18 protein-coding genes and 1 pseudogene are annotated in these 19,960 nt (G+C 70.9%); all 19 read right to left on the bottom strand.

All coding sequences use genetic code 11. The features are described from left to right. Positions 1-445: 445 nt before the first annotated feature. A complete protein-coding gene (locus tag AC1DWR_RS01270; protein WP_477623364.1) occupies positions 446-2,002 on the bottom strand; it encodes an SDR family NAD(P)-dependent oxidoreductase in 1,557 nt (518 codons plus the stop codon). Next, a complete protein-coding gene (locus AC1DWR_RS01265; protein WP_477623363.1) occupies positions 2,002-2,466 on the bottom strand; it encodes an RrF2 family transcriptional regulator in 465 nt (154 codons plus the stop codon). Before AC1DWR_RS01265 ends, AC1DWR_RS01270 begins: the two co-directional genes overlap by 1 nt. A gap of 76 nt (positions 2,467-2,542) precedes the next feature. After that, on the bottom strand, positions 2,543-2,869 hold the full coding sequence (locus tag AC1DWR_RS01260; protein WP_477615610.1) for a TOBE-like domain-containing protein: 327 nt from the start codon (positions 2,867-2,869) through the stop codon (positions 2,543-2,545). 30 nt (positions 2,870-2,899) lie between these two features. Beyond that, positions 2,900-3,553, bottom strand: a pseudogene (locus AC1DWR_RS01255) (sulfate/molybdate ABC transporter ATP-binding protein); the annotation flags it as partial. After that, positions 3,550-4,356, bottom strand: coding sequence for a sulfate ABC transporter permease subunit CysW (cysW, locus tag AC1DWR_RS01250; RefSeq protein ID WP_477623362.1), 807 nt, complete (start codon positions 4,354-4,356; stop codon positions 3,550-3,552). The gene cysW and the pseudogene AC1DWR_RS01255, both read right to left, overlap by 4 nt. Continuing rightward, positions 4,353-5,249, bottom strand: coding sequence for a sulfate ABC transporter permease subunit CysT (gene cysT / locus AC1DWR_RS01245; protein ID WP_477623361.1), 897 nt, complete (start codon positions 5,247-5,249; stop codon positions 4,353-4,355). Before cysT ends, cysW begins: the two co-directional genes overlap by 4 nt. A gap of 3 nt (positions 5,250-5,252) precedes the next feature. Continuing rightward, a complete protein-coding gene (locus AC1DWR_RS01240; protein ID WP_477623360.1) occupies positions 5,253-6,302 on the bottom strand; it encodes a sulfate ABC transporter substrate-binding protein in 1,050 nt (349 codons plus the stop codon). 188 nt (positions 6,303-6,490) lie between these two features. Continuing rightward, the gene (locus AC1DWR_RS01235) at positions 6,491-7,582 is read right to left on the bottom strand and encodes an amidohydrolase family protein (protein ID WP_477623359.1); all 1,092 of its coding nucleotides are present in this window, start codon (positions 7,580-7,582) and stop codon (positions 6,491-6,493) included. A gap of 101 nt (positions 7,583-7,683) precedes the next feature. Next, entirely contained in the window at positions 7,684-8,514 is an 831-nt protein-coding gene (locus AC1DWR_RS01230) for an alpha/beta fold hydrolase (protein ID WP_477623358.1), read from the bottom strand. Beyond that, positions 8,511-10,121 (bottom strand): signal recognition particle protein, encoded by a 1,611-nt coding sequence (gene ffh, locus AC1DWR_RS01225; protein WP_477615480.1) that lies wholly within the window; start codon positions 10,119-10,121, stop codon positions 8,511-8,513. Before ffh ends, AC1DWR_RS01230 begins: the two co-directional genes overlap by 4 nt. Positions 10,122-10,234: 113 nt before the next feature. Continuing rightward, positions 10,235-12,610 (bottom strand): [protein-PII] uridylyltransferase, encoded by a 2,376-nt coding sequence (locus tag AC1DWR_RS01220; RefSeq protein ID WP_477623357.1) that lies wholly within the window; start codon positions 12,608-12,610, stop codon positions 10,235-10,237. A gap of 131 nt (positions 12,611-12,741) precedes the next feature. Next, on the bottom strand, positions 12,742-13,080 hold the full coding sequence (locus tag AC1DWR_RS01215) for a P-II family nitrogen regulator (protein WP_344131170.1): 339 nt from the start codon (positions 13,078-13,080) through the stop codon (positions 12,742-12,744). After that, positions 13,077-14,531 (bottom strand): ammonium transporter, encoded by a 1,455-nt coding sequence (locus tag AC1DWR_RS01210; RefSeq protein ID WP_477623356.1) that lies wholly within the window; start codon positions 14,529-14,531, stop codon positions 13,077-13,079. The genes AC1DWR_RS01215 and AC1DWR_RS01210 overlap by 4 nt, the downstream gene beginning before the upstream one ends. A 159-nt stretch (positions 14,532-14,690) precedes the next feature. Then, positions 14,691-15,335 carry a maleylpyruvate isomerase N-terminal domain-containing protein gene (locus AC1DWR_RS01205; protein ID WP_477623355.1) on the bottom strand — a complete coding sequence of 215 codons (645 nt, stop codon included), beginning with the start codon at positions 15,333-15,335 and terminating at the stop codon, positions 14,691-14,693. 9 nt (positions 15,336-15,344) lie between these two features. Continuing rightward, positions 15,345-16,304: a hypothetical protein gene (locus tag AC1DWR_RS01200; RefSeq protein WP_477623354.1), complete on the bottom strand. Its 960-nt coding sequence runs from the start codon at positions 16,302-16,304 to the stop codon at positions 15,345-15,347. Further along, the gene (locus AC1DWR_RS01195; protein WP_477623353.1) at positions 16,301-16,762 is read right to left on the bottom strand and encodes a hypothetical protein; all 462 of its coding nucleotides are present in this window, start codon (positions 16,760-16,762) and stop codon (positions 16,301-16,303) included. The genes AC1DWR_RS01200 and AC1DWR_RS01195 overlap by 4 nt, the downstream gene beginning before the upstream one ends. Positions 16,763-16,771: 9 nt before the next feature. Further along, positions 16,772-17,614, bottom strand: coding sequence for an aminoglycoside phosphotransferase family protein (locus tag AC1DWR_RS01190; RefSeq protein WP_477623352.1), 843 nt, complete (start codon positions 17,612-17,614; stop codon positions 16,772-16,774). After that, positions 17,611-18,645 carry a hypothetical protein gene (locus tag AC1DWR_RS01185; RefSeq protein ID WP_477623351.1) on the bottom strand — a complete coding sequence of 345 codons (1,035 nt, stop codon included), beginning with the start codon at positions 18,643-18,645 and terminating at the stop codon, positions 17,611-17,613. The genes AC1DWR_RS01190 and AC1DWR_RS01185 overlap by 4 nt, the downstream gene beginning before the upstream one ends. Next, on the bottom strand, positions 18,638-19,864 hold the full coding sequence (ftsY, locus tag AC1DWR_RS01180; protein ID WP_477615488.1) for a signal recognition particle-docking protein FtsY: 1,227 nt from the start codon (positions 19,862-19,864) through the stop codon (positions 18,638-18,640). Before ftsY ends, AC1DWR_RS01185 begins: the two co-directional genes overlap by 8 nt. Positions 19,865-19,960: the final 96 nt, after the last annotated feature.

Raw genomic sequence — 19,960 nt, 5'->3', positions numbered from 1 at the left:
TACCGGAACTCGGTGTAGGCGTTCCAGCCAGGAGGCTCCGGTGCGAGACCGAGCCCGTGCCTGGACGGGTACAGCCCACCATTCTGCCAGACCCTCACAGTGCTCCCGACCACGGCGACCCCGCCGGCCAACGGGTCCAGGCGACACGCGAGGGTATGCCGCCTGCTCACCTGCCTGCGCCGCTCCCGACTTGGTGCTCTCCGGTGGTCACCAGATCCCCGATCCGGGTGCTCCGTGACCAGCAGCCGGCACCAAGTCGCCACTCCCGGCCACTTGGTGCTCTCCGGTGGTCACCAGACCCACGATCCGGGTGCTCCGTGACCAGCAGCCGGCAACAAGTCCCACCTCTCCCCGACTTGGTGCTCTCCGCTGGTCACCAGACCCCCGATCCGGGTGCTCCGTGACCAGCAGCCGGCAACAAGTCCCACTCCCCTGGACCGGGCTCTCACCAGGGGCTGGGTTCGAAGTCCTTGACGAAGCAGCCGTAGACGTCCTCACCGGCTTCGCCCCGGACGATCGGGTCGTAGACGCGGGCGGCCCCGTCGACGAGGTCCAACGGGGCGTGCCAGCCCTCGGCGGCGATCCGCAGCTTCTCGTGGTGCGGACGCTCGTCGGTGATCCAGCCCGTGTCGACCGCGGTCATCAGGATCCGATCGGTCTCGAACATCTCCCCCGCGCTCGTGCGGGTCAGCATGTTCAACGCCGCCTTGGCCATGTTGGTGTGCGGGTGGCCGGCACCCTTGTAGCGGCGGGAGAACTGGCCCTCCATGGCCGACACGTTCACGACGTAGGCGCGCCTGGCACCGGCCGCCACCGCCGCCCGCATCGACGGCCGGAGCCGCGAGACGAGGATGAAAGGCGCGGTGGCGTTGCACAGCTGCACCTCGAGGAGCTCGAGCGGGTCGACCTCCTCGACCTTCTGCGTCCAGGAGTTGTTGACCTGGGTGTCGGGCAGCAACCCGCCCGCGTCGACCGCCGTCCCCGCGAGGTGCGCCTCCAGGCTGGCGTGACCGGCGGACAGCGCCATCGACGTCATCGAGGCGGCCGAGCGCTGGGCGAGCGCCTGCGCCGCCTCTCGCTCGGACTCCCCCTCGTGGTGGGCCACCTTGTGCTCGCGCAGGGTGCCCAGCAGGTTGGCGGGGTGCGCCTCGCTGATCCTGTCGAAGGTGACCAGCTCGGGCAGGGCGATGCCCGCAGGGAGTGGGACCGACTCGCCTTCGACGAGGTGGGAGTAGGCGCCCGGCGTGCGGCGCACCGTCTGGGCCGCGTTGTTGATGAGGATGTCGAGGGGGCCCGCGGCGGCGACCTCGTCAGCGAGGGCGACGACCTGGGTGGGGTCGCGCAGGTCGATGCCGACGACCTTGAGCCGGTGAATCCACAGGTGCGAATCCTCTTGTGCCGCAAAGCGTCTAGCCGCATCGTGCGGGAACCGCGTGGTGATCGTGAGGTGGGCGCCGTCCCGCAGCAGCAGGAGCGCGATGTACATCCCGATCTTGGCGCGGCCGCCCGTGAGCAGGGCTCGCTTGCCGGTCAGGTCGGTGCGCTGCTCGCGCTTGGAGTGGCTGAGGGCGGCGCAGTCGGGGCAGAGCCAGTGGTAGAAGGCGTCGACCAGGGTGTACTCCGCCTTGCAGATGTAGCAGTTGCGCGGCTTGAGGAGCTCACCGGCGTGTGCGCCCCGGGTCGTCGACACGAGTGGGATGCCCTTGGTCTCGTCGTCGATGCGCATCGGGGACCCGGTGGCGGTCTGGGCGAGGATCGCCTCGTCGTGGTCGACCTGGGGCTGCTTCGCCTCGCGACGACGGGCCTTGCGCACCCGCTTGTACATCCGGCCGGTGGCTCGCTTGACGGTCTGGATGTCGGGGTGGTCACCATCGAGCTCGGCCAGCTCCTCCAGCACGCGCAGCGCTGTCGCGAGGTCGTCCGGGTCGATTCCCGGCCCGACGTCCAACGGGACAGCGGGCGTGATGTCAGCCGCCGCCCGGTCTGCCCGGTCGTGCGCCATCAGCGGCTGCGCCAGGCGTCGGGGTCAGCGGCGAGGGCACCCACCCGGTCGGGCAGGTTTCCGGAGAGGACGGCAGCAAGGCTGGTCTCGTCCAGCACCGAGCGCAGGCTCGCCCGCAGGGCGACCCACACCGTGGGCAGGTGCTCGGCGACCCCTTCGTATGCCGTCTCGTGCGGCCGCAGGCCCCTCACCTCCGCGAGTGGTCCGTCCACGGCACGGAACACGTCACCGAGTGAGATGTCCCGGGGTTCGCGGGCGAGGGAGTAGCCGCCGCGAGCGCCCCTCGTGCTCTTGACCAGGTCAGCCGTCTTGAGGTCGGCGACGATGGCCTCGAGGAACTTGCGCGGCAGGGTCTGCCGGTACGACAAGGTCTCGACGCTCACCGGACCGGCCGACATCGTCGCCGCCTCGGCGAGGATGAGCATGGCCCGGACCGCGTACTCAGTGCGTGCCGAGATGTCCACCCGCGCATTGTGTCGCACGGGCGGGCGACGGACGCAGCGGACCCTGCGCGCGGCATACCAAAGCGTGTTGCGCCGCTCAGATGGCGAGCGCGGGCTCGACCTCCGCTGCGTCGGGCCGCGTGGTCGCCCGGGCGAAGACCGTCTCACCCTCGACGAGCCGCAGGGCATCGGCCTCCGCGCGCGTGACCTGCGCCGCGAAGCGCACACCCGCGTCGGTGCGCAGGTCGACCCGTACCTCGAAACCGAGACGCACGACGCGTTCGACGACAGCCTCGACGACGCCCGGCGAGCCGCCGACGCGGGCGTCCTGGGCCTGGGCGCGCTCCCGGCTGCGGTCGAGGGCGATGTCGTGCGGACGTACCAGCTGTCCACCGAGCCGGGCCACCGAGCCGAGGAACGACATGACGAAGTCGTTGGCCGGTCGGTCATAGAGGGTCACGGGGTCGCCGACCTGCTCGATGCGGCCCTTGTTGAGCACGGCGATCCGGTCGGCCACGTCGAGGGCCTCCTCCTGGTCGTGCGTGACCAGGACGGTGGTGACGTGGACCTCGTCGTGCAGCCTGCGCAGCCACTGGCGCAGGTCCGCGCGCACCTTGGCGTCGAGGGCACCGAAGGGTTCGTCGAGCAGCAGCACCTCCGGGTCGACCGCGAGCGCCCTGGCGAGCGCCATCCGCTGGCGCTGCCCACCCGACAGCTGGGCGGGGTAGCGGTGCTGGAACCCGTCGAGCCCGACGATCTCGAGCAGGTCGTCGACCTTGCGCGCGATCTCGGCCTTGGGCCGCTTGCGGATGGTCAGGCCGAAGGCCACGTTGTCGCGCACCGTCATGTGCTTGAACGCGGCGTAGTGCTGGAACACGAACCCGATGCCGCGCTTCTGCGGGGACACCCCGGTCACGTCCCGTCCGCCGATGACGATGCGTCCGCCGTCGAGCTGCTCCAGACCGGCGATCGAGCGCAGCAGCGTCGACTTGCCGGACCCGCTCGGCCCCAGCAGGGCAGTCAGTGAGCCCGCGGGGATGTCCAGGGTCACGTCGTCGAGGGCGGCGAAGTCCCCGTAGTGCTTGCGGGCGCCAAGGACGGTGATCATGTGGTTCTCCTCTTGCGGTCGAGCGCGGTCATGCCGAGCAACGTCAGCACGGCCAGGCCCATGAGCAGGGTGGCGGCGGCGTAGGCGCCGTAGGTGTTGTGGTCGTCGATGTAGCGGGAGTGGACGAGCAGGGTCAGGGTCTGGGAGACCCCGGGGAAGCCGGAGCTGACCATGATCACGGCGCCGAACTCTCCCAGCGCCCGGGCGATCGTGAGGACGACGCCGTAGGTCAGCCCCCAGCGGATCGCCGGCAGGGTGATCCGCCAGAACGTCTGCCACGTGCTGGCACCGAGGGTGGAGGCGGCTTGCTCCTGCTCGGTGCCGATCTCGTGGAGCACCGGCTCCACCTCGCGCACCACGAACGGCAGGGTGACGAACAGCGTGGCGATGACCATGCCCGGCAGCCCGAAGATGACCTTGAAGCCGAGCCGTTCGAGACCACCGAACCAGCCGTCGGCTCCCCAGAGCAGGATGAGCGACACGCCGACGACGATCGGCGACACCGCGAACGGCAGGTCCACCACGGCCTGGACCAGGCCGCGTCCACGGAACCGTCCGCGCACCAGGGCCAGCGCCGTCCCCACCCCGAACACGACGTTGAGGGGCACGACGATCGCCACGATGAGCAGCGACAGGTTGAGCGCGGAGATCGCCGCGGGAGTCCTGATCGACTCGAGGAACGCCCCCACACCCTCTCCGAACGTGCGCACGAGGATGAGCACGATCGGGACGGCGAGCAGGAGCACGAGGTAGCCGAGCGCGACGGTGCGCAGGCCGATCCGGGCGGTGGTGGAGGTCTTCACTGGGCCTCCTCCTCCCGGCGCAGGCTGCGGCCGGCGAACACCCGCAGCACGAACAAGGTGGCGAAGGCGATCACCAGCAGCGCCACCGACACCGCCGCGGCGTTCAGCGGCCGGTCGATCTCGATCTGCTGCTGGATGTACTGCGAGGCGACCTGGGTCTCGCGTGGGATGTTCCCGCCGATGAGCACCACCGAGCCGTACTCCCCGATCGCCCGGGCGAACGCCAGTCCGGTGCCGCTGATCAGGGCCGGAGCCAGGGTCGGCAGCACGACCCGTCGGAAGGTCGTCCAGTTCGACGCCCCGAGGGAGGCGGCGGCCTCCTCGACCTCGCGGTCGGCCTCGATGAGCACCGGCTGGACGGACCGGACGACGAACGGCAGCGTCACGAAGGCCAGTGCGACGAGCAGCCCGGGCTGGGTGGCGTTGAGGTGGACGTGGATCGGGCTGTTCGGCCCGTAGAGCGACAGCAGCACGATGCTGGCGACGATGGTGGGCAGGGCGAAGGGCAGGTCGATCAGGGCGTTGACGACGCGCTTGCCCCGGAAGTCGTCGCGCACCAGCACCCAGGCGATGAGCGTGCCCATCACGGCGTTGACCACCGCGACGACGGCGGCGACCAGGACGGTCACGCGCAGTGAGGCCAGGGCGACGGGTGCGGTGACGGCATCCCAGAAGCCGCCGACGCCTTCGCCGAGCGAGGTGACCGTGAGGGCTGCGAGCGGGAGCAGGACGAGAACGCTCAGCCACAGGCCCACCAGGCCGATCCCGAGGGGGCGGGCGAGCGGTCTGGCGCCCTGGAGCCGGCGACGAGGGGTGTCTGCGCGCGGCGGCAGGGACGCCACCTCGGAGATCGAGATGTCGTCCCTGCGCGCGCTGTGCGTGGTTGCGGTCATGGCCTACGACGTGGCCTTGTCGTAGATGACGGCGATGGAGCCGGTCTCCTTCTTGAAGAGCGTGCCGTCGACCGTCTTCCAGCCACCCAGGTCGTCGATGGTCCAGAGCTTCTGGGGCGCCGGGAAGTCGGCCGCGAACTCCTTGGCCACTGCCGGGTCGACGGGGCGGAAGCCTGCCTGGGCCCACAGCTTCTGGGCCTCTGGGGTGAAGAGGTAGTCGTTGAACGCCTTGGCCTTGGCGAGGTTGGGGCTCTTGCTCAGCACGGCGGTGGGGTTCTCGATCTTGAAGGTGGTCGGCGGCGTGACGTGCTCCACCGGGTCCCCGCTGCGCTCGGCGAACAAGGCCTCGTTCTCATAGCTCAGCAGCACGTCGCCGGTGCCCTGCAGGAACGTCTCGGTCGCCTCGCGCCCCGACTTCGGCTGCACCTTGACGTGATCCGTCACCAGCTGCTCGATGAAGGCGAGCCCCGCCTTGGGGTCCTTTCCACCGTCGCTCTTCGCGGCATACGGCGCCAGGAGGTTCCACTTGGCGCTGCCCGAGCTGAACGGGTTCGGGGTGACGACCTCGACGCCCGGCTTCAGCAGGTCGTCCCAGTCCTTGATGCCCTTGGGGTTGCCCTTGCGGACGACGATGGTGACGACCGAGCCGAACGGGATCCCCTTGTACTGGTTGGCGTTCCAGTCCTTGGCGACCAGTCCCGCGTCGACGAGGCGGGTGATGTCCGGCTCGACCGAGAAGTTCACGAAGTCAGCCGTCGCCCCTGCCGCCACCTTGCGCGACTGGTCTCCCGAGGCGCCGTAGGACTGCTGGAACTGAATGCCCTTGCCGGCCTCGGTCTTGTTGAACGCGGGGATCACCTTGTCGTAGCCGACCTTCGGCACGGCATACGCGAAGAGGTTGATCGTGCCCGTCTTGGCGGCGGCATTCTCGGCGTCCGCGGCGGCACCGACCGTGTCGCTGGCTCCGCCGCCGCCACAGGCGGTCATCACCATCGCGCCGACGGTCGCGGCGGCGGCCAGGGCGAGGCGGGGGTGACGGCGGGTCGACTTCATCGGAGCTCCTTGGTTGCCGTGAGGCGTTGGATGCGCACCCTGCGCATCTCCTATGTGACAACTAGGAGTTTGGATAGCAATTTGTTATCGGTCAAATAACGTGACCTTATGTCTCGCATCGTGGAAGGGCCGGGACTGGCACGTATGCCGCGCGCCGGCCACCGCGCGGAAGTCAGGACGCGCGTGGGTCAGGAGAAGTCGCGACCGCGCAGGACGACGTGCTCGGGGGCCGCGAGCGCGCGGATCTCGCGTCGCGGATCGGCCGCGTAGACCACAAGGTCGGCGTCTGCACCCTCCTCCAGCCCAGGTCGGCCGAGCCATTCGCGAGCGCCCCAGGTCGCGGCGTACAGGGCCTCGTCGGTGGACAACCCCGCCTTCGTCAGCTCATGGGCCTCGTCGGCCACCAGTCCGTGCCGCAAGGATCCCCCCGCGTCCGTGCCCAGATAGATGGGTATGCCGGCGTCCCGGGCCGCGCCGATCGTGGCGTAGCGGCGTTCGTGGAGCGCGAGCATCCGGCGGTGGTAGTCGGGGAACCGGTCCCTGGCAGGCTCGGCGACGGATGGGAAGGTCGCGATGTTGACCAGGGTCGGCACGATCGCGATCTGCTGCTCCGCGAACTGCGCGATGGTCTCGGCCTCCAACCCGGTCGCGTGCTCGATGCAGTCGGTGCCCGCCGCGGCGAAGTCGTAGAGCGAGGCCTCGCCGAAGCAGTGGGCGGTCACCCTGGCGCCCTCGTCGTGGGCGGCGGAGATCGCATCGGTGAGCACGTCGACCGGCCAGCAGGGCGTGAGGTCGCCGGCGTCGCGGTCGATCCAGTCGCCCACGAGCTTGACCCACCCGTCCCCTGCGCGAGCCTCGATCCGGACGCGCTCGACGAGCTGGTCGGGCTCGATCTCGTGGGCGTAGTTGCGGATGTAGCGACGGGTGCGCGCGATGTGGCGGCCGGCCCGGATGACCTTGGGCAGGTCGTCGCGCTCGTCGATCCACCGGGTGTCGGCGGGCGATCCCGCGTCGCGGATGAGCAGCGTCCCCGCCTCGCGGTCGGCCAGCGCCTGGGCCTCCGCGGTCGCGTCGTCCACCGCGCCGTGGGCGTCGAGCCCGACGTGGCAGTGCGCGTCGACGAGGCCGGGCAGGACGTAGCCGCGCAGCGTCTGGACGTCGGATCCGCTCCCGCTCGGCCGTTCGAAGGTCAGCCTTCCGCCGACCACCCACGCCTCGGGCCGCACGTCCTCGGGGCCGACGAGGACCTCACCCTGCAGGTGCAGCACCGTTGCCGTCATGTCGCCGACCCTACCGGCGCAGGGAACTCACCCAACTGGACCGATATTCACGCCTGGCCCGCGCAGGTATCGGTCCAATTGGTGAATTGGACCTGCGGGGGTCAGCGGGTCTCGGTGAGCGGCCGGACGAAGCGGCGAAGCGCCTCGACCACAACCTCCGGAGCGTCGGTGTGCACCCAGTGAGTGGCGCCCTTCACCGTTACCTGGCGCACCTTCGGGAACAGCGCCCGCATCGAGGGCAGGTCCTCGTCGGTGATGTAGGACGACTCCGAGCCGGCGATCCACAGGACAGGCCCGGCAAAGGGCGGGAGCTCGGCGGCGGTCTCGGGCCAGTCCGCGATCACCGAGCCCGCCCCCCGGGCGGCATCGGCGGCGAACAGCTCGAGGTTGGCCTGCCAGCGCCAGGAGTCGCCGTCGCGCCGGAGGTTCTGCAGCAGGAACGCCTTCACACCCGGGTCGGGTTCCTCGAAGCGCGCCTCGGCGTCACGCCGGCTGGCCAGCTCTCCCAGGGGCAGCCGCTGCATCTCCTCGATGTAGCCGCTGAACCGCTCCAGGCTGCCGTAGCTCTTGGGCGCGATGTCGACGACGACCAGCCTCGACACCAGCTCGGGGTGCTCGAGGGCCAGCAGCATCGCGGTCTTGCCACCCAGGGAGTGCCCCACGACCACCCACGACGCGTCGGCGTCGATGCCGCGCAGGGTGTCGGCGACGGCCGCGGCATACCCCTCGAAGGAGAACTCCTGTGACCACGGGGACCGGCCGTGGTCCGGGAGGTCGACCAGGGTGCTGCGCGCACCCCTGCCGTCGGGTCCGGCGAGCGCCTTGGCGATCTGCGACCAGTTGCGCCCCTGCCCGAAAAGCCCGTGGAGAAAGGCGATTCGCGGCCCTGCGGTGCCGACCGAGAGGGTGTGCAGCGGTGCTGCGTGGCTCACCTGCCGAGGAACTTCTCGAAGCCTGCGGGCAGCTGGTTGGGGTCGAGGTCAGCGGGTATGCCGCCGTCCCCGGCGCCTCCTCCGAAGGCGGCCCCGCCACCGCTCGCCTTGGCGGCCGCGCCCTTCTCGAGGGCTGCCCGCTCCTCGGCGGCCCGCTTCGCCGGGTTGCCCGACTTGGACTTCTTGCGCTGTGGCTGCTGCTGGCGGCCCTTCTTGCCGCCACCCATGCCCGGCATTCCGGGCATCCCGGGGATGCCGCCACCGCGCGCGAGCTGCTTCATCATCTTCTGCGCCTCGGTGAACCGCTCGAGCAGCCCGTTCACCTCGGACACCTGCACCCCCGAGCCCTTGGCAATGCGCAGCCGGCGCGATCCGTTGATCTGCTTGGAGTGGGTGCGCTCGAACGGGGTCATCGACCGGACCATCGCCTCGATGCGGTCGAACTCGCGCGGGTCGAGGTTGTCGAGCTGGGCCTTCATCTGGCCCATGCCCGGCATCATGCCGAGCATCGCCTTCATGCCGCCCATCTTCTTGAGCGCCGACATCTGCTGCAGGAAGTCGTCGAAGGTGAAGTCCTCCTCGGCGAGGAACTTGCGCTGCATCTCTTCGGCCTGGCTGCGGTCGAACGCCTTCTCGGCCTGCTCGATGAGGGTCAGGACGTCACCCATGTCGAGGATGCGCGAGGCCATCCGGTCGGGGTGGAAGACCTCGAAGTCCTTCACGCCCTCGCCGGTGCTGGCGAACATGATCGGACGACCGGTCACCGAGGCGACGGACAGGGCGGCGCCACCACGGGCGTCGCCGTCGAGCTTGGACAGCACGACGCCGGTGAAGTCGACGCCAGCCTGGAACGCCAGGGCCGTCTCGACCGCGGCCTGGCCGATCATCGCGTCGATGACGAACAGGACCTCGTCGGGCTCGATCGCCGTGCGGATGTCGGCGGCCTGCTGCATGAGGTTGGCGTCGACGGCCAGGCGTCCGGCGGTGTCGACGATGACCACGTCGTGCTGGGCGCGGCGCGCCTGGTCGATTCCGGCTCGGCTGACCGAGACCGGGTCGCCGAACGAGCGGGTGCCCTCACCCGTCGGACCGACGGCGTCGTGGCCCCCGATGTTGCCGCGCTCGGGTGCGAACACAGGCACGCCCGCGCGCTCACCGACGACCTCGAGCTGGGTGACGGCGTTGGGTCGCTGCAGGTCGGCGGCCACGAGGATCGGCGTGTGGCCCTGCTCCTTGAGCCACCGGGCGAGCTTGCCGGCGAGGGTGGTCTTGCCGGCGCCCTGCAGACCGGCGAGCATGATCACGGTCGGCGGGTTCTTGGCGAACGCGATCGTGCGCGTCTGGCCACCGAGGATGCCGATGAGCTCCTCGTTGACGATCTTGACGACCTGCTGGCCCGGGTTGAGGGCTCCCGACACCTCTGCCCCGAGGGCCCGCTCGCGCACGGCGTGGGTGAACGCCTTGACGACGGGCAGCGACACGTCGGCGTCGAGCAGCGCGAGCCGGATGTCGCGGACCGTCGCGTTGACGTCGGACTCGGACAGCCGGCCCTTGCCCCGCAGGTTCTTGAAGGTGGCTGTCAGGCGGTCGGAGAGTGAGGTGAACACGGGCCCAAGGTTAATCGACCCAGGGTCCTGCGCCGGACGCAGCGCCAGAAGGTGGTCCGCGTGCAGGTATCCGTCCGATTGGACGGATACCTGCACGCGCGGGGCGGCAGCTCCTAGGCGGGAGCGGCGCCGTCGCAGGTGTCGATCACCATGGCCACGGTCTGCGCGACCTTGGCCGGCGACAGGAGCCGGCCACCGAACTCGGTGAGGTAGAAGGTGTCCAGGGTCTGGCCGGCATACGTAGCGATGTGCGCGGAGCGCACCGAGAGCCCGGCCTTGGCGAACCCCATCCCGAGCTCGTGCAGCAGGCCCGGACGGTCCTGGGCACGCACCTCGATCACGGTCGCCTCCTCGGAGGCGCGGGGCACGACGAGGGCCCGGGCCTGGCCGGGAGACCCTGTTCCCGACTCGGCGCTGGGTCGCGCGGCGAACTGGCGCCGGCGTTCGAGGAGCCCCAGCGGCCCGCGGTCCCCTTGCGCGAGCCGCTCCAGCCCACGGACGATCCGCTCCTCCTGGGGCGCCTCTCCGCTCGGGTTCTCCACGTGCCACTCGTTGGCGGCGACGCCGTCGATGGTGCGCAGGATGGCGGTGCGGACGACCAGCCCGTATGCCGCGAGCAGCCCCGCGGTGTCAGCGAACAGTCCCAGCCGGTCGCGGTCGAAGACGTCGATGCGGTAGGACCCGCCCTGCGGACGGATGATGACGCGGGGGTCCCCAGCCGCCACCGACTGGAGGTCGGCCTCGTCGACGGTGGCTGTCTCGGCCGGCGGTGGCACGCTGCCTTCCTCCCAGCCCTTGCGGGCTCCTTCGGCGAGCTGGGCCAGCAGGGTCGCCCGCCAGTCGGTCCAGGCCTGCGGGCCGGCGGCGCTCGCGTCGGCCTCGGTCAGGGCCACGAGCAGGTCGAACACCTCGCGCGAGCCGCCCACCGCGGCCCGGGCCGCGGTGACCGTGCCTGCGTCCTGGTGGTCGCGGCGGGTGGCGAGGTCGATGAGGGTGAGGTGCTCGCGCACGAGCGTGGTGATGACCTCCACGTCGGCGGCGGGGTACCCCAGCCTCGTGGCGATGGTCCGGGCGAGGGGAGCTCCGGTGGCCGAGTGGTCGTGGGCACCCCGGATCTTGCCGATGTCGTGCAGCAGGGCGGAGAGCAGCAGGAGGTCGGCCCGGGTGACCCCGCGCACCAGTCCGCCGGCGAGGACGACGGTCTCGATGAGGTGCCGGTCGACGGTGTGGCGGTGCACGGCGCTTCGCTGCGGGCGAGAGCGCACGGCTGCCCACTCGGGCAGCCAGCGGTCGATGATGCCGGCCTGGTCGAGCCCCTCCCAGACGGCGACGAGGCCGGGACCGGTCGCCAGCAGGTCGGCAAAGAGGTCGCGAGCGATCTCCGGCCACGGCTCGGGCAGGGTGGGTGCCTGGCCGGCGAGGTTGGCCAGCGTGGTCGGGGCGATGGGCAGGTGGCTGCGGGCGGCGACGACTGCCGCGCGCAGGGGCAGCAGCGGGTCGCTCGACAGGGTGCTGCGCGGTCCGAGGACCACCTCGCCGTCGTGCTCGAACATGCCGAACCCGAGCGGGTTGAGCTGTGGGCGACGCGGTCCGACGCGCAGGGTGCGGGCTCGCTGGGACTGCCCGGCGCGGCGCACCGTGCCGTCGAGGGCGTAGGCGATGGTCCGGCCGGCGTCGGCGACCGCCGTCATCATCTCGTCGGAGTCGCCGTGGCCGAGCAGCGCCGACACGGCATCGTGGTCCTCACGGGTCAGCCGGTCGCGGCCACGGCCAGTGACCACGTGGACGGCGTCACGCGCGTCGAGCAGGGTCTGGTGGGCCTCGTCGACCCCCACGTGGGGACGGTCGGTCAGCCAGGCAGCCACGAGGGCGCCGAGCACCGTCATGTCTCGCAGGCCGCCGTGGGCCTCCTTGAGGTCGGGTTCAAGGCTCTGGGCGAGCTCGCCGTGGCGGGCGTGCCGGGCCTTGAGGCTCTCGACCAGCTGCGGCAGCCTGCGCCGGGCGTTCGCGCGCCAGTCGTGCGCGACGGTCGAGCGGGCTGCGGCCACCACCTCGGGGTCGCCGGCCACGCATTGGAGGTCGAGCAGTCCGACGGCTGCGGCGAGGTCGCCGGAGGCGACCGTCCGGCACTGGTTGACGGTACGCACCGCGTGGTCGAGCTTCACGCCGGCGTCCCAGACGGGGTACCAGACCCGGTCGGCCAGTCCGCGCAGGTCGTCACCGCTGAGTGAGCGCCCGTAGTGCAGCAGGACCAGGTCGACGTCGCTGAGCGGCCCGGCGTCACCCCGCGCGAGGCTGCCGACCGCGGCCAGGGCGATCCCCTCGGTCGAGCGGCCGTCCAGGGCCACCTTCCAGACCTCACCGAGCCAGCCCCGCGTGAGGGACGCGATCGCGTCGCGGCGGACCGGGCCGGCCCCGGGGGCGTCGAAGCCCCTCGCCCCCGCAAGGTCGAGGCGGCGGGCCGCCAGGTCGGTCTGCTCGATGGTCACGTGCTCCACCCTCCCCTTCCGACGTTTCGGAACGTGAGCCGTCGTGTTACGCCCGTGTTAGACGTTCCATGGCCGATGGCGCCCGGCCCCGCGAACGGGACCGGGCGCCATACCCAGTGGTTGGTGTGCTGCTAGAGGGCGTCGACGCCGCGCTCTCCGGTGCGGACCCGGACCACGTCCTCGACGGGGATGGTCCAGATCTTGCCGTCACCGATCCGGCCGGTCTGGGCCGCCTTGAGGATCACGTCGGCCACCGAGGTGGCATCGATGTCGTCGACGAGGACCTCCACCCGCACCTTCGGTACGAAGTCGACGGTGTACTCGGCGCCGCGGTAGACCTCGCTGTGGCCGCGCTGCCGACCGTATCCGGACGCCTCGCTGACGGTCATGCCGGAGATGCCGTAGGCCTCGAGGGCCTCCTTCACCTCGTCGAGCTGGTGGGGCTTGATGATCGCGGTCACGAGTTTCATGCCGATGCTCCCTCATGGGTCTTGGCAGGCTTGCCGGACGACGTGGTCGAGACTGCACCAGAGGAGCCGAACCGGCCACCCGTGAGACCGCTGAGGTCGTAGGCGCTCTCAGCGTGCTCGGAGAGGTCGACGCCCTGCGACTCCTGCGTGTCGTCGACCCGGAAGCCCATGGTCTTGTGGATGGCCAGGCCGATCAGGTAGGTCATCACGAAGGAGAAGACCAGGACCACGAGGGCACCAAGGACCTGCGCTCCGAGCTGCGAGAACCCGCCGCCGTAGAACAGTCCCTCGTTGACATCGAGGCCGGCAGCACCCGTGGGGCTGCCCTTGGTGGCCAGCAGGCCGATGAGCAGGGTCCCGATGAGACCACCGACCAGGTGGACGCCCACCACGTCGAGGCTGTCGTCGAAGCCGAACTTGAACTTCAGGCCCACGGCCAGGGCGCAGCCGGCGCCGGCAACCAGGCCGACGATCAAGGCACCGATGGGCGAGACCGTGGCACAGGCCGGGGTGATGGCGACCAGGCCGGCGACAACGCCAGAGGCCGCGCCGAGGGAGGTGGGGTGGCCGTCGCGGACCTTTTCCACGATCAGCCAGCCGAGCATCGCCGTGCAGGTTGCGGCCAGGGTGTTGACCCAGACGCCTGCGGCCTGCGTGCCGGCACCGAGGGCGGAGCCGGCGTTGAACCCGAACCAGCCGAACCACAGGATGCCTGCGCCGATCATGACCAGCGTCAGGTTGTGCGGACGCATGGGCTCCTTGGCGAACCCGATGCGTTTGCCGAGGACGATGGCCAGGGCCAGACCGGCTGCACCGGCGTTGATGTGGATCGCGGTTCCACCCGCGAAGTCGTAGGCGCCGGCGCCGCCGAACAGCAGCCCGTCCGCCTTGTTGGCGATCCAGCCACCGGTCTCAGCTGCATAACCGCTGAAGGCGAAGACCCAGTGGGCGGCCGGGAAGTAGACAAGGGTGGCCCAGACGACGGTGAATACGGTCCAGGCGGTGAACTTTGCCCGGTCCGCGATCGCGCCGGAGACCAGGGCCACCGCGATGATGGCGAAGACGACCTGGAAGGCGACGAAGGCCGGGGCCGGGATGCCGCCGGCTGCGGCGGTCCCGGTGGTTGCGTCTGCGGCGACGAAGCCGTAGATCTGGTCGAGAGTTCCCTTCAGTCCGAAGTGGGTGAAGGGGTTGCCCACGATGCCGCCGCCCACGTCCGGGCCGAAGGTCTCGCTGTAACCCCAGAGGATCCACACTGTGCCGACCGTGCCCATGGTGATGAAGCTCATCATCATCATGTTCAGCACGCTCTTGGTCCGAACCATGCCTCCGTAGAAGAGGGCGAGGCCCGGTGTCATGAACAGCACCAGGGCCGCCGCAGCAAGGACCCAGGCGGTGTTCCCGCTGTCGGTGAACGGCACGTCGGCCGCCACGAAAGTTATAGCGCTCATGCGGAGAACCATGCCGTCGGCGGATTTCGCGGAGAGCCACGACATGTTACGGGCGTGTTAGCGGATCCTCACATCGGTAAGCATCAGGTAACTGGATGGTCAACGTCTCACATCGTGGGAGCGTCTGCCCTGGTGAGGTATGCCGCGGGCGCGCAGCGGTCAGAACGCCGAGATCACTGCGGGTGCCCGTTGCGGGCGGCTGAGACCGCGAACCACCGCGGTCTGGCCGTGGCGGCGGACCGCGACGCCGGTGAGCAGCCCGAGCACGGGAGTGATGACACCCTCGGGATAGGTCGGGGTGTGGAGCCCGACACTGGCGGCCAGGTCGTCGCCGTGGACGACGAGCTCCATCATCCGCGTCGTCAGGAAGTCCTCGGTCGTCAGCGACCAGCCCTGCCACGGGATGAAGATCGTGTCCGGGTCGCGAGGTGCCGCGAGCAGCCCCGGGAGGTCGTCGGCCCACTCCCCAGCCAGCTCGAGCACGACGTGGGGGCCGACCTGGGCGCCGTCGTTCTCACCGTCACGGATGGACACGTTGGCCTCGTCCTCCGGACCGGCCTCCACCCACGCAGCCCGGGCGTAGTGGTCCAGCAGCGCGATCGGCGGCGCGTCGTCGGGCTCAGCCCGCAGGCCGCGCACGGTGTTGCCGGCCTGCTTGAGCAGGTGGTGGGTGAGCCCTCCCACGGTCATGCCCGCGCAGGCGCTCTCCTGCTCCCAGGCATCGCGCACCTGCGGTCGGGCAGCCAGCTCGAGGGACAGGTCGACGGCCCCCAGGAACGCGGTGACGTGCTCGCCTCTGCTCACGCGACGACCCTAACCGGCGGCACCGACGGGGTCGCGGCTCGATCGGTCGATGTCCTCCGGCTCTCCGTCGGGTGGAGTGGCAGGTGACCCGCCGCGAACGCGGGCGAAACGGTCACGGAGCCACGCGGCATACCTCTCGAGGGGGAGGAACGCGAGCATCATCACGAGGTGTGGCCAGAAGGCGATGGTGATCGCGCCGTAGGTCATGGCGTGGAAGACGAACCACCCGCCCACCGCCCGCCGCCGCCACTTCTCGGAGAGCAGGAAGATGACCGGCGAGGTGAGCTCGGCTCCCATCAGCACCCACTGGAACCAGTGCAGCGTCCAGGGCACCTCGAGCAGCCACTGGGCCATCGGGGTCCCGCGTCGCACGACCGCCCGGACCATGGTCGCCGAGTTGACCCAGTCCCAGCCACCGAACCGGACCTTCGCCCAGGACGAGAGGAAGTAGGTGGCGATGGCCGCCAGCTGGACGGCCCGCAGCGCGAAGCCTGCCGCCTCGCTGCGACGGCGGTCCGACAGGTGGGCCAGCCCCACCGTCGGCAGCAGCGCGAGGGCGACCACGAAGTCAGCACGGTCGTGGTCGACCTTGCCGTAGGAGAAGGCGACGTACTGGTACCAGACCCAGCCGACGGCGACTGTCCAGCCGAGCACTCGTGGCGCCCGGCCGGTCATCGCAGCCAGCGCCGCGAGCACGCAGCCCCACTTGAGGACCTGGACGAGCAGGACCGAGGCAGCGGGCAGGTGCAGGATCCTGCCCATGACCAGCGGTTCGTACCAGACGGGGTCTGCGTAGCCGTGGTACCAGCCGGAGGTGTGCAGCAGCACCACGTCGACGATGACGAACGCGAAGACGAGCACCCGCAGCGCCGCCACCCGGGACACCGGCATCGGGGCGAACAGCCAGCCGGACAGACCCTGCGCCCCACGTCGGCGCCAACCCGTCAGGGCACGCGGTCCCGCGCTCATGGCGCCTCCCACTGTGCGAGCACCTCGGTGCGCACCTCGCCGGTGGGCTTGCGGTCGACCACGACGATGAGGCGGCGCACGACGCGCAGCGCGGTCCACTCGGCCGCCGTCGGGCGCAGCTCGGCATGGCTGCGCGCCAGGGTGCCGAGGCGGGACGGGTCGGCTTCGATCTGGGGGATGCGACCCTCGACCTCGGCGCGGTTCAGGCCGACGTTCTCGGGCGTGAGTGGCGCGCGCACCCACGTCCCTGGCGCGTCGGCGGTCTGGACCTCGATGCCGGTCGACCACACCGAGCCGGTCGCGGCCTGCGACGTGGAGAACATCCGCCACGGCCCGAACGGCCACCAGTGGTCGTCGCCCACGAGCGAGCCCGCGCAGAACACGACGGTGAAGGCGAGGACGACAGCCACGCGCCACGCCTTTGCCACTCGACCGAGTCGGTCCACCCCCGTCTCCACGCGCTCAGGCTAAGCCATCCGGTGTGCCGGCCGGTCCTCCGCGATGGCGGCGGCGAAGAGCGAACGGCTGGACGCAAACCACTCCGCATCGCGCAGTGGTCGCTCGGCATGACCCGCTGCCACCATGCGCACGAAGGCCGGATCGCCTTGCGCTGCAAGCTCCTCCACCGTGCGGGAATGGTCCAGCATGCATCGCAGGACGGCGTCCGGCACCTGCGCACGCAGCCCGGCGTCGGCGGCATACCCGTCGAGGACGGCAGCGAACTTGTGCAGGCGGCCCGCCATCGTCACCACACCCATCTCCCTGCGAACGGCCGACTGGTCGTGCCAGAGCGGCGTCCACGACCACAGCACGTAGGCGAGATCCTCGACCGGCCACCCCGGCGAGGCGAAGTCGAAGTCGATGACGGCGAACGACCCGTCCGGGCGCAGCACGGTGTTGTAGGTGCCGACGTCATGGTGGGCGATCACCTCGCCGGGTCCCAGTGGTCGGCCCGGCACCACGCGCCAGGGCTGCGCGGGGTCGGGTTCGAAGCCGGCCTGGGCGTCGTGGAACGCCCGCAACCAGGCGCCGATGGCACGGCACGCCTCGACCGTCCGGAACTGCGGCGCGAGCTGGTCCGGGCCCAGCGTGCCCGCAACACCCTCGACGTATGACGCGACCTCGCGTCCCAGCGCATCGGTGCCCAACGCGCGGGGTGCGGCGTCGAAACCTGCGGCCGCGAGGTGGTCCAGCAGCGCGTGCACGGCGGGAGTCCAGTGGCCAGCCTGCCGCCGGACCGTGTCGCCGACGCGGACGACGTGGCCGGTGTTGCCGCCGCTCAGCGCCTCCTCGCGCACGTCGGCGTTCACCGGCGCCTCCTCCGTGCCAGTTTCGCGACGACGTACGCCAGGGCCACGAGACCGGCACAGGCTCCGAGGCCCGAGATGAGCTCGCCACGGTTGGCCTCGACGACGCGGGTGTCGTCGTCGCCGGTGGATGAGCCGGATGGCCTGGACGGGCTGGGCGAGCCCACCTGCACGACGCTCACGCGCTGGATCAGCGAGTGCAGGCCCTCACTGCCTGCGAGGAGGTGCTTGCCGCCGGGCGCCATCGACAGCGTCTCGCCCTGGGGCTGCATGGGAAGCACCTGGTTGGACTTCGCCTGCCAGGTCGCCGGGTCGAGCACGGCCAGTGCGGTGTAGGTCCGGACCGCCAGCCCGGAGCCGTCGGGCAGGAACACCGCGTCGGTCACGATGTCGGGCGCGGTCGCGACCTTGGTGAGCCGGTTCACGCCCTGGCGGCTGGGCGTGGCGGGGAGGGCGTAGATCCCACCCGGCCGCTCCTTGGTCACGACGAGAACCCCACCCGACCTGGGGTCGACCGCGATCGCCTCCGCGTTGTGAGAGCCGTCGGGATAGGTGAGCTCCCACGACGCCCACGGCCCGGAGGTCGTGCCCAGCTCGGGCTCGTCGAACCAGAACACCCGCACCATCGGCCGGGCGCCGTCGTTGTCGCCGATGTCCGCCACCAGCATCCGGCCCTGGGGCGTGATCGCCAGGGCTTCGACGTCGCGCACCGGCGCGTCGAAGGTGTGCACCCCGACCGTCCTGCCGGTCGCGGTGTCCACTGCGAAGACCCGGGACGTGTCACCCGAGTCGTTGACCGTCCAGACGGTGTGCGGGTGCCTCCGGCTGAGCGCCAGGCCCGACGACTCGGTAATCCGGTCGTCGTCGATCCGGATGGCCGGGCCCTGAGACCCGGAGGTCCCGGTTGGTCGCGCCGGATCGAGCAGGGCGGTCGCGGCACCGTGCCGGGCGGCTGGAGCGGCAAGGGCCGCCCCCGGGACACCGATCACCGCTGCGGCCAGTAGCGCGGCCGTGAGGGCGAACCCCCTAGGCAAGAAGCGCGTCGACGAAGGCCTCGGGGTCGAACGGCGCGAGGTCGTCCGGCCCCTCCCCCAGCCCCACGAGCTTGACGGGTACACCGAGCTTGCGCTGCACCGAGACCACGATGCCGCCCTTGGCGGTGCCGTCCAGTTTGGTCAGCACGATCCCGGTGACATCGACGACCTGGGCGAACACCTCGGCCTGGCGCAGGCCGTTCTGTCCGGTGGTGGCGTCGAGCACGAGCAGCACCTCGTCGATCGGGCTCTGCTTCTCGATGACTCGCTTGACCTTGGCCAGCTCGTCCATCAGGCCGACCTTGTTGTGGAGCCGTCCGGCCGTGTCGATGAGCACGACGTCGGCCTCCATCTCGGCCCCGGCCCTGACGGCGTCGAAGGCCACGGCCGCGGGGTCGGCACCGTCACGCTCGGAGCGGACGGTCGGCACCCCGACCCGGGCCCCCCACGTCTCGAGCTGGTCGGCGGCGGCGGCCCGGAAGGTGTCCGCAGCGCCGAGCACGACGTCCTTGTCCTCGGCGACGAGCACGCGGGCCAGCTTGCCGACCGTGGTCGTCTTGCCCGTGCCGTTGACACCGACGACCAGCACCACGGCAGGACGCCCGTCCACCCGCGAGCTGACGACGGTGCGGTCGAGCGACGGGTCGACCAGCCGCAGCAGGTCCTCGCGGAGCCAGCCGCGCACGGTGGCCTCGTCGGTGGTGCCCTCGACCTTGACCCGTGCACGGAGGGTCTCGACGAGCTCAGTGCTGGCCTCGACCCCGAGGTCGGACGCGATGAGGGTGTCCTCGACCTCCTCCCACGCAGCCTCGTCGAGCTTGCCGCGGGAGAGCAGCGTCAGCAGTCCGTGCCCGAGGGCGGTGTTCGAGCGGGCCAGTCGGGCGCGGAGCCGCTGGAGCCGTCCGGCGGGCGCGTCCGGGCGGTCGAGCGTCGGCGTCGGCTCTGGTGAGGGCAGGGACTCCTGGGGCGGCGACGGCAGGGTGTCGACCGAGCCGGCGTCCTCGATGGAGCGCTTCGGGGCGTCCCGTGGCGGTTCGGCGTCGTCACCGACACCGGGCAGCACATCGGTGGGCCCCTTGGTGCCGCCCCTCGGGGCGGGTGCCGACTTTCCCCGGCCCCCGCGTCCGCGCACGAGCCCCAGCAACACCGCGCCCAGGACGACGAGGAGCCCGACGGCGACGGCAATCCATTCCCACAGCTGATCGATCACGCGCGCCATCCTCTCATCCGGAGGAGCGCGCGCCGACCGCACGCCGACCGCAGACCCACGGTCGGCACCGCCGCGGCTGGACGCGCCGGTGCCCCGCCGACGAGG

This window comes from Pedococcus sp. P2_E2 (assembly GCF_056403955.1).
Note: the sequence above shows the minus strand (reverse complement) of the source record. Positions and strands in the feature narration are given on the sequence as shown.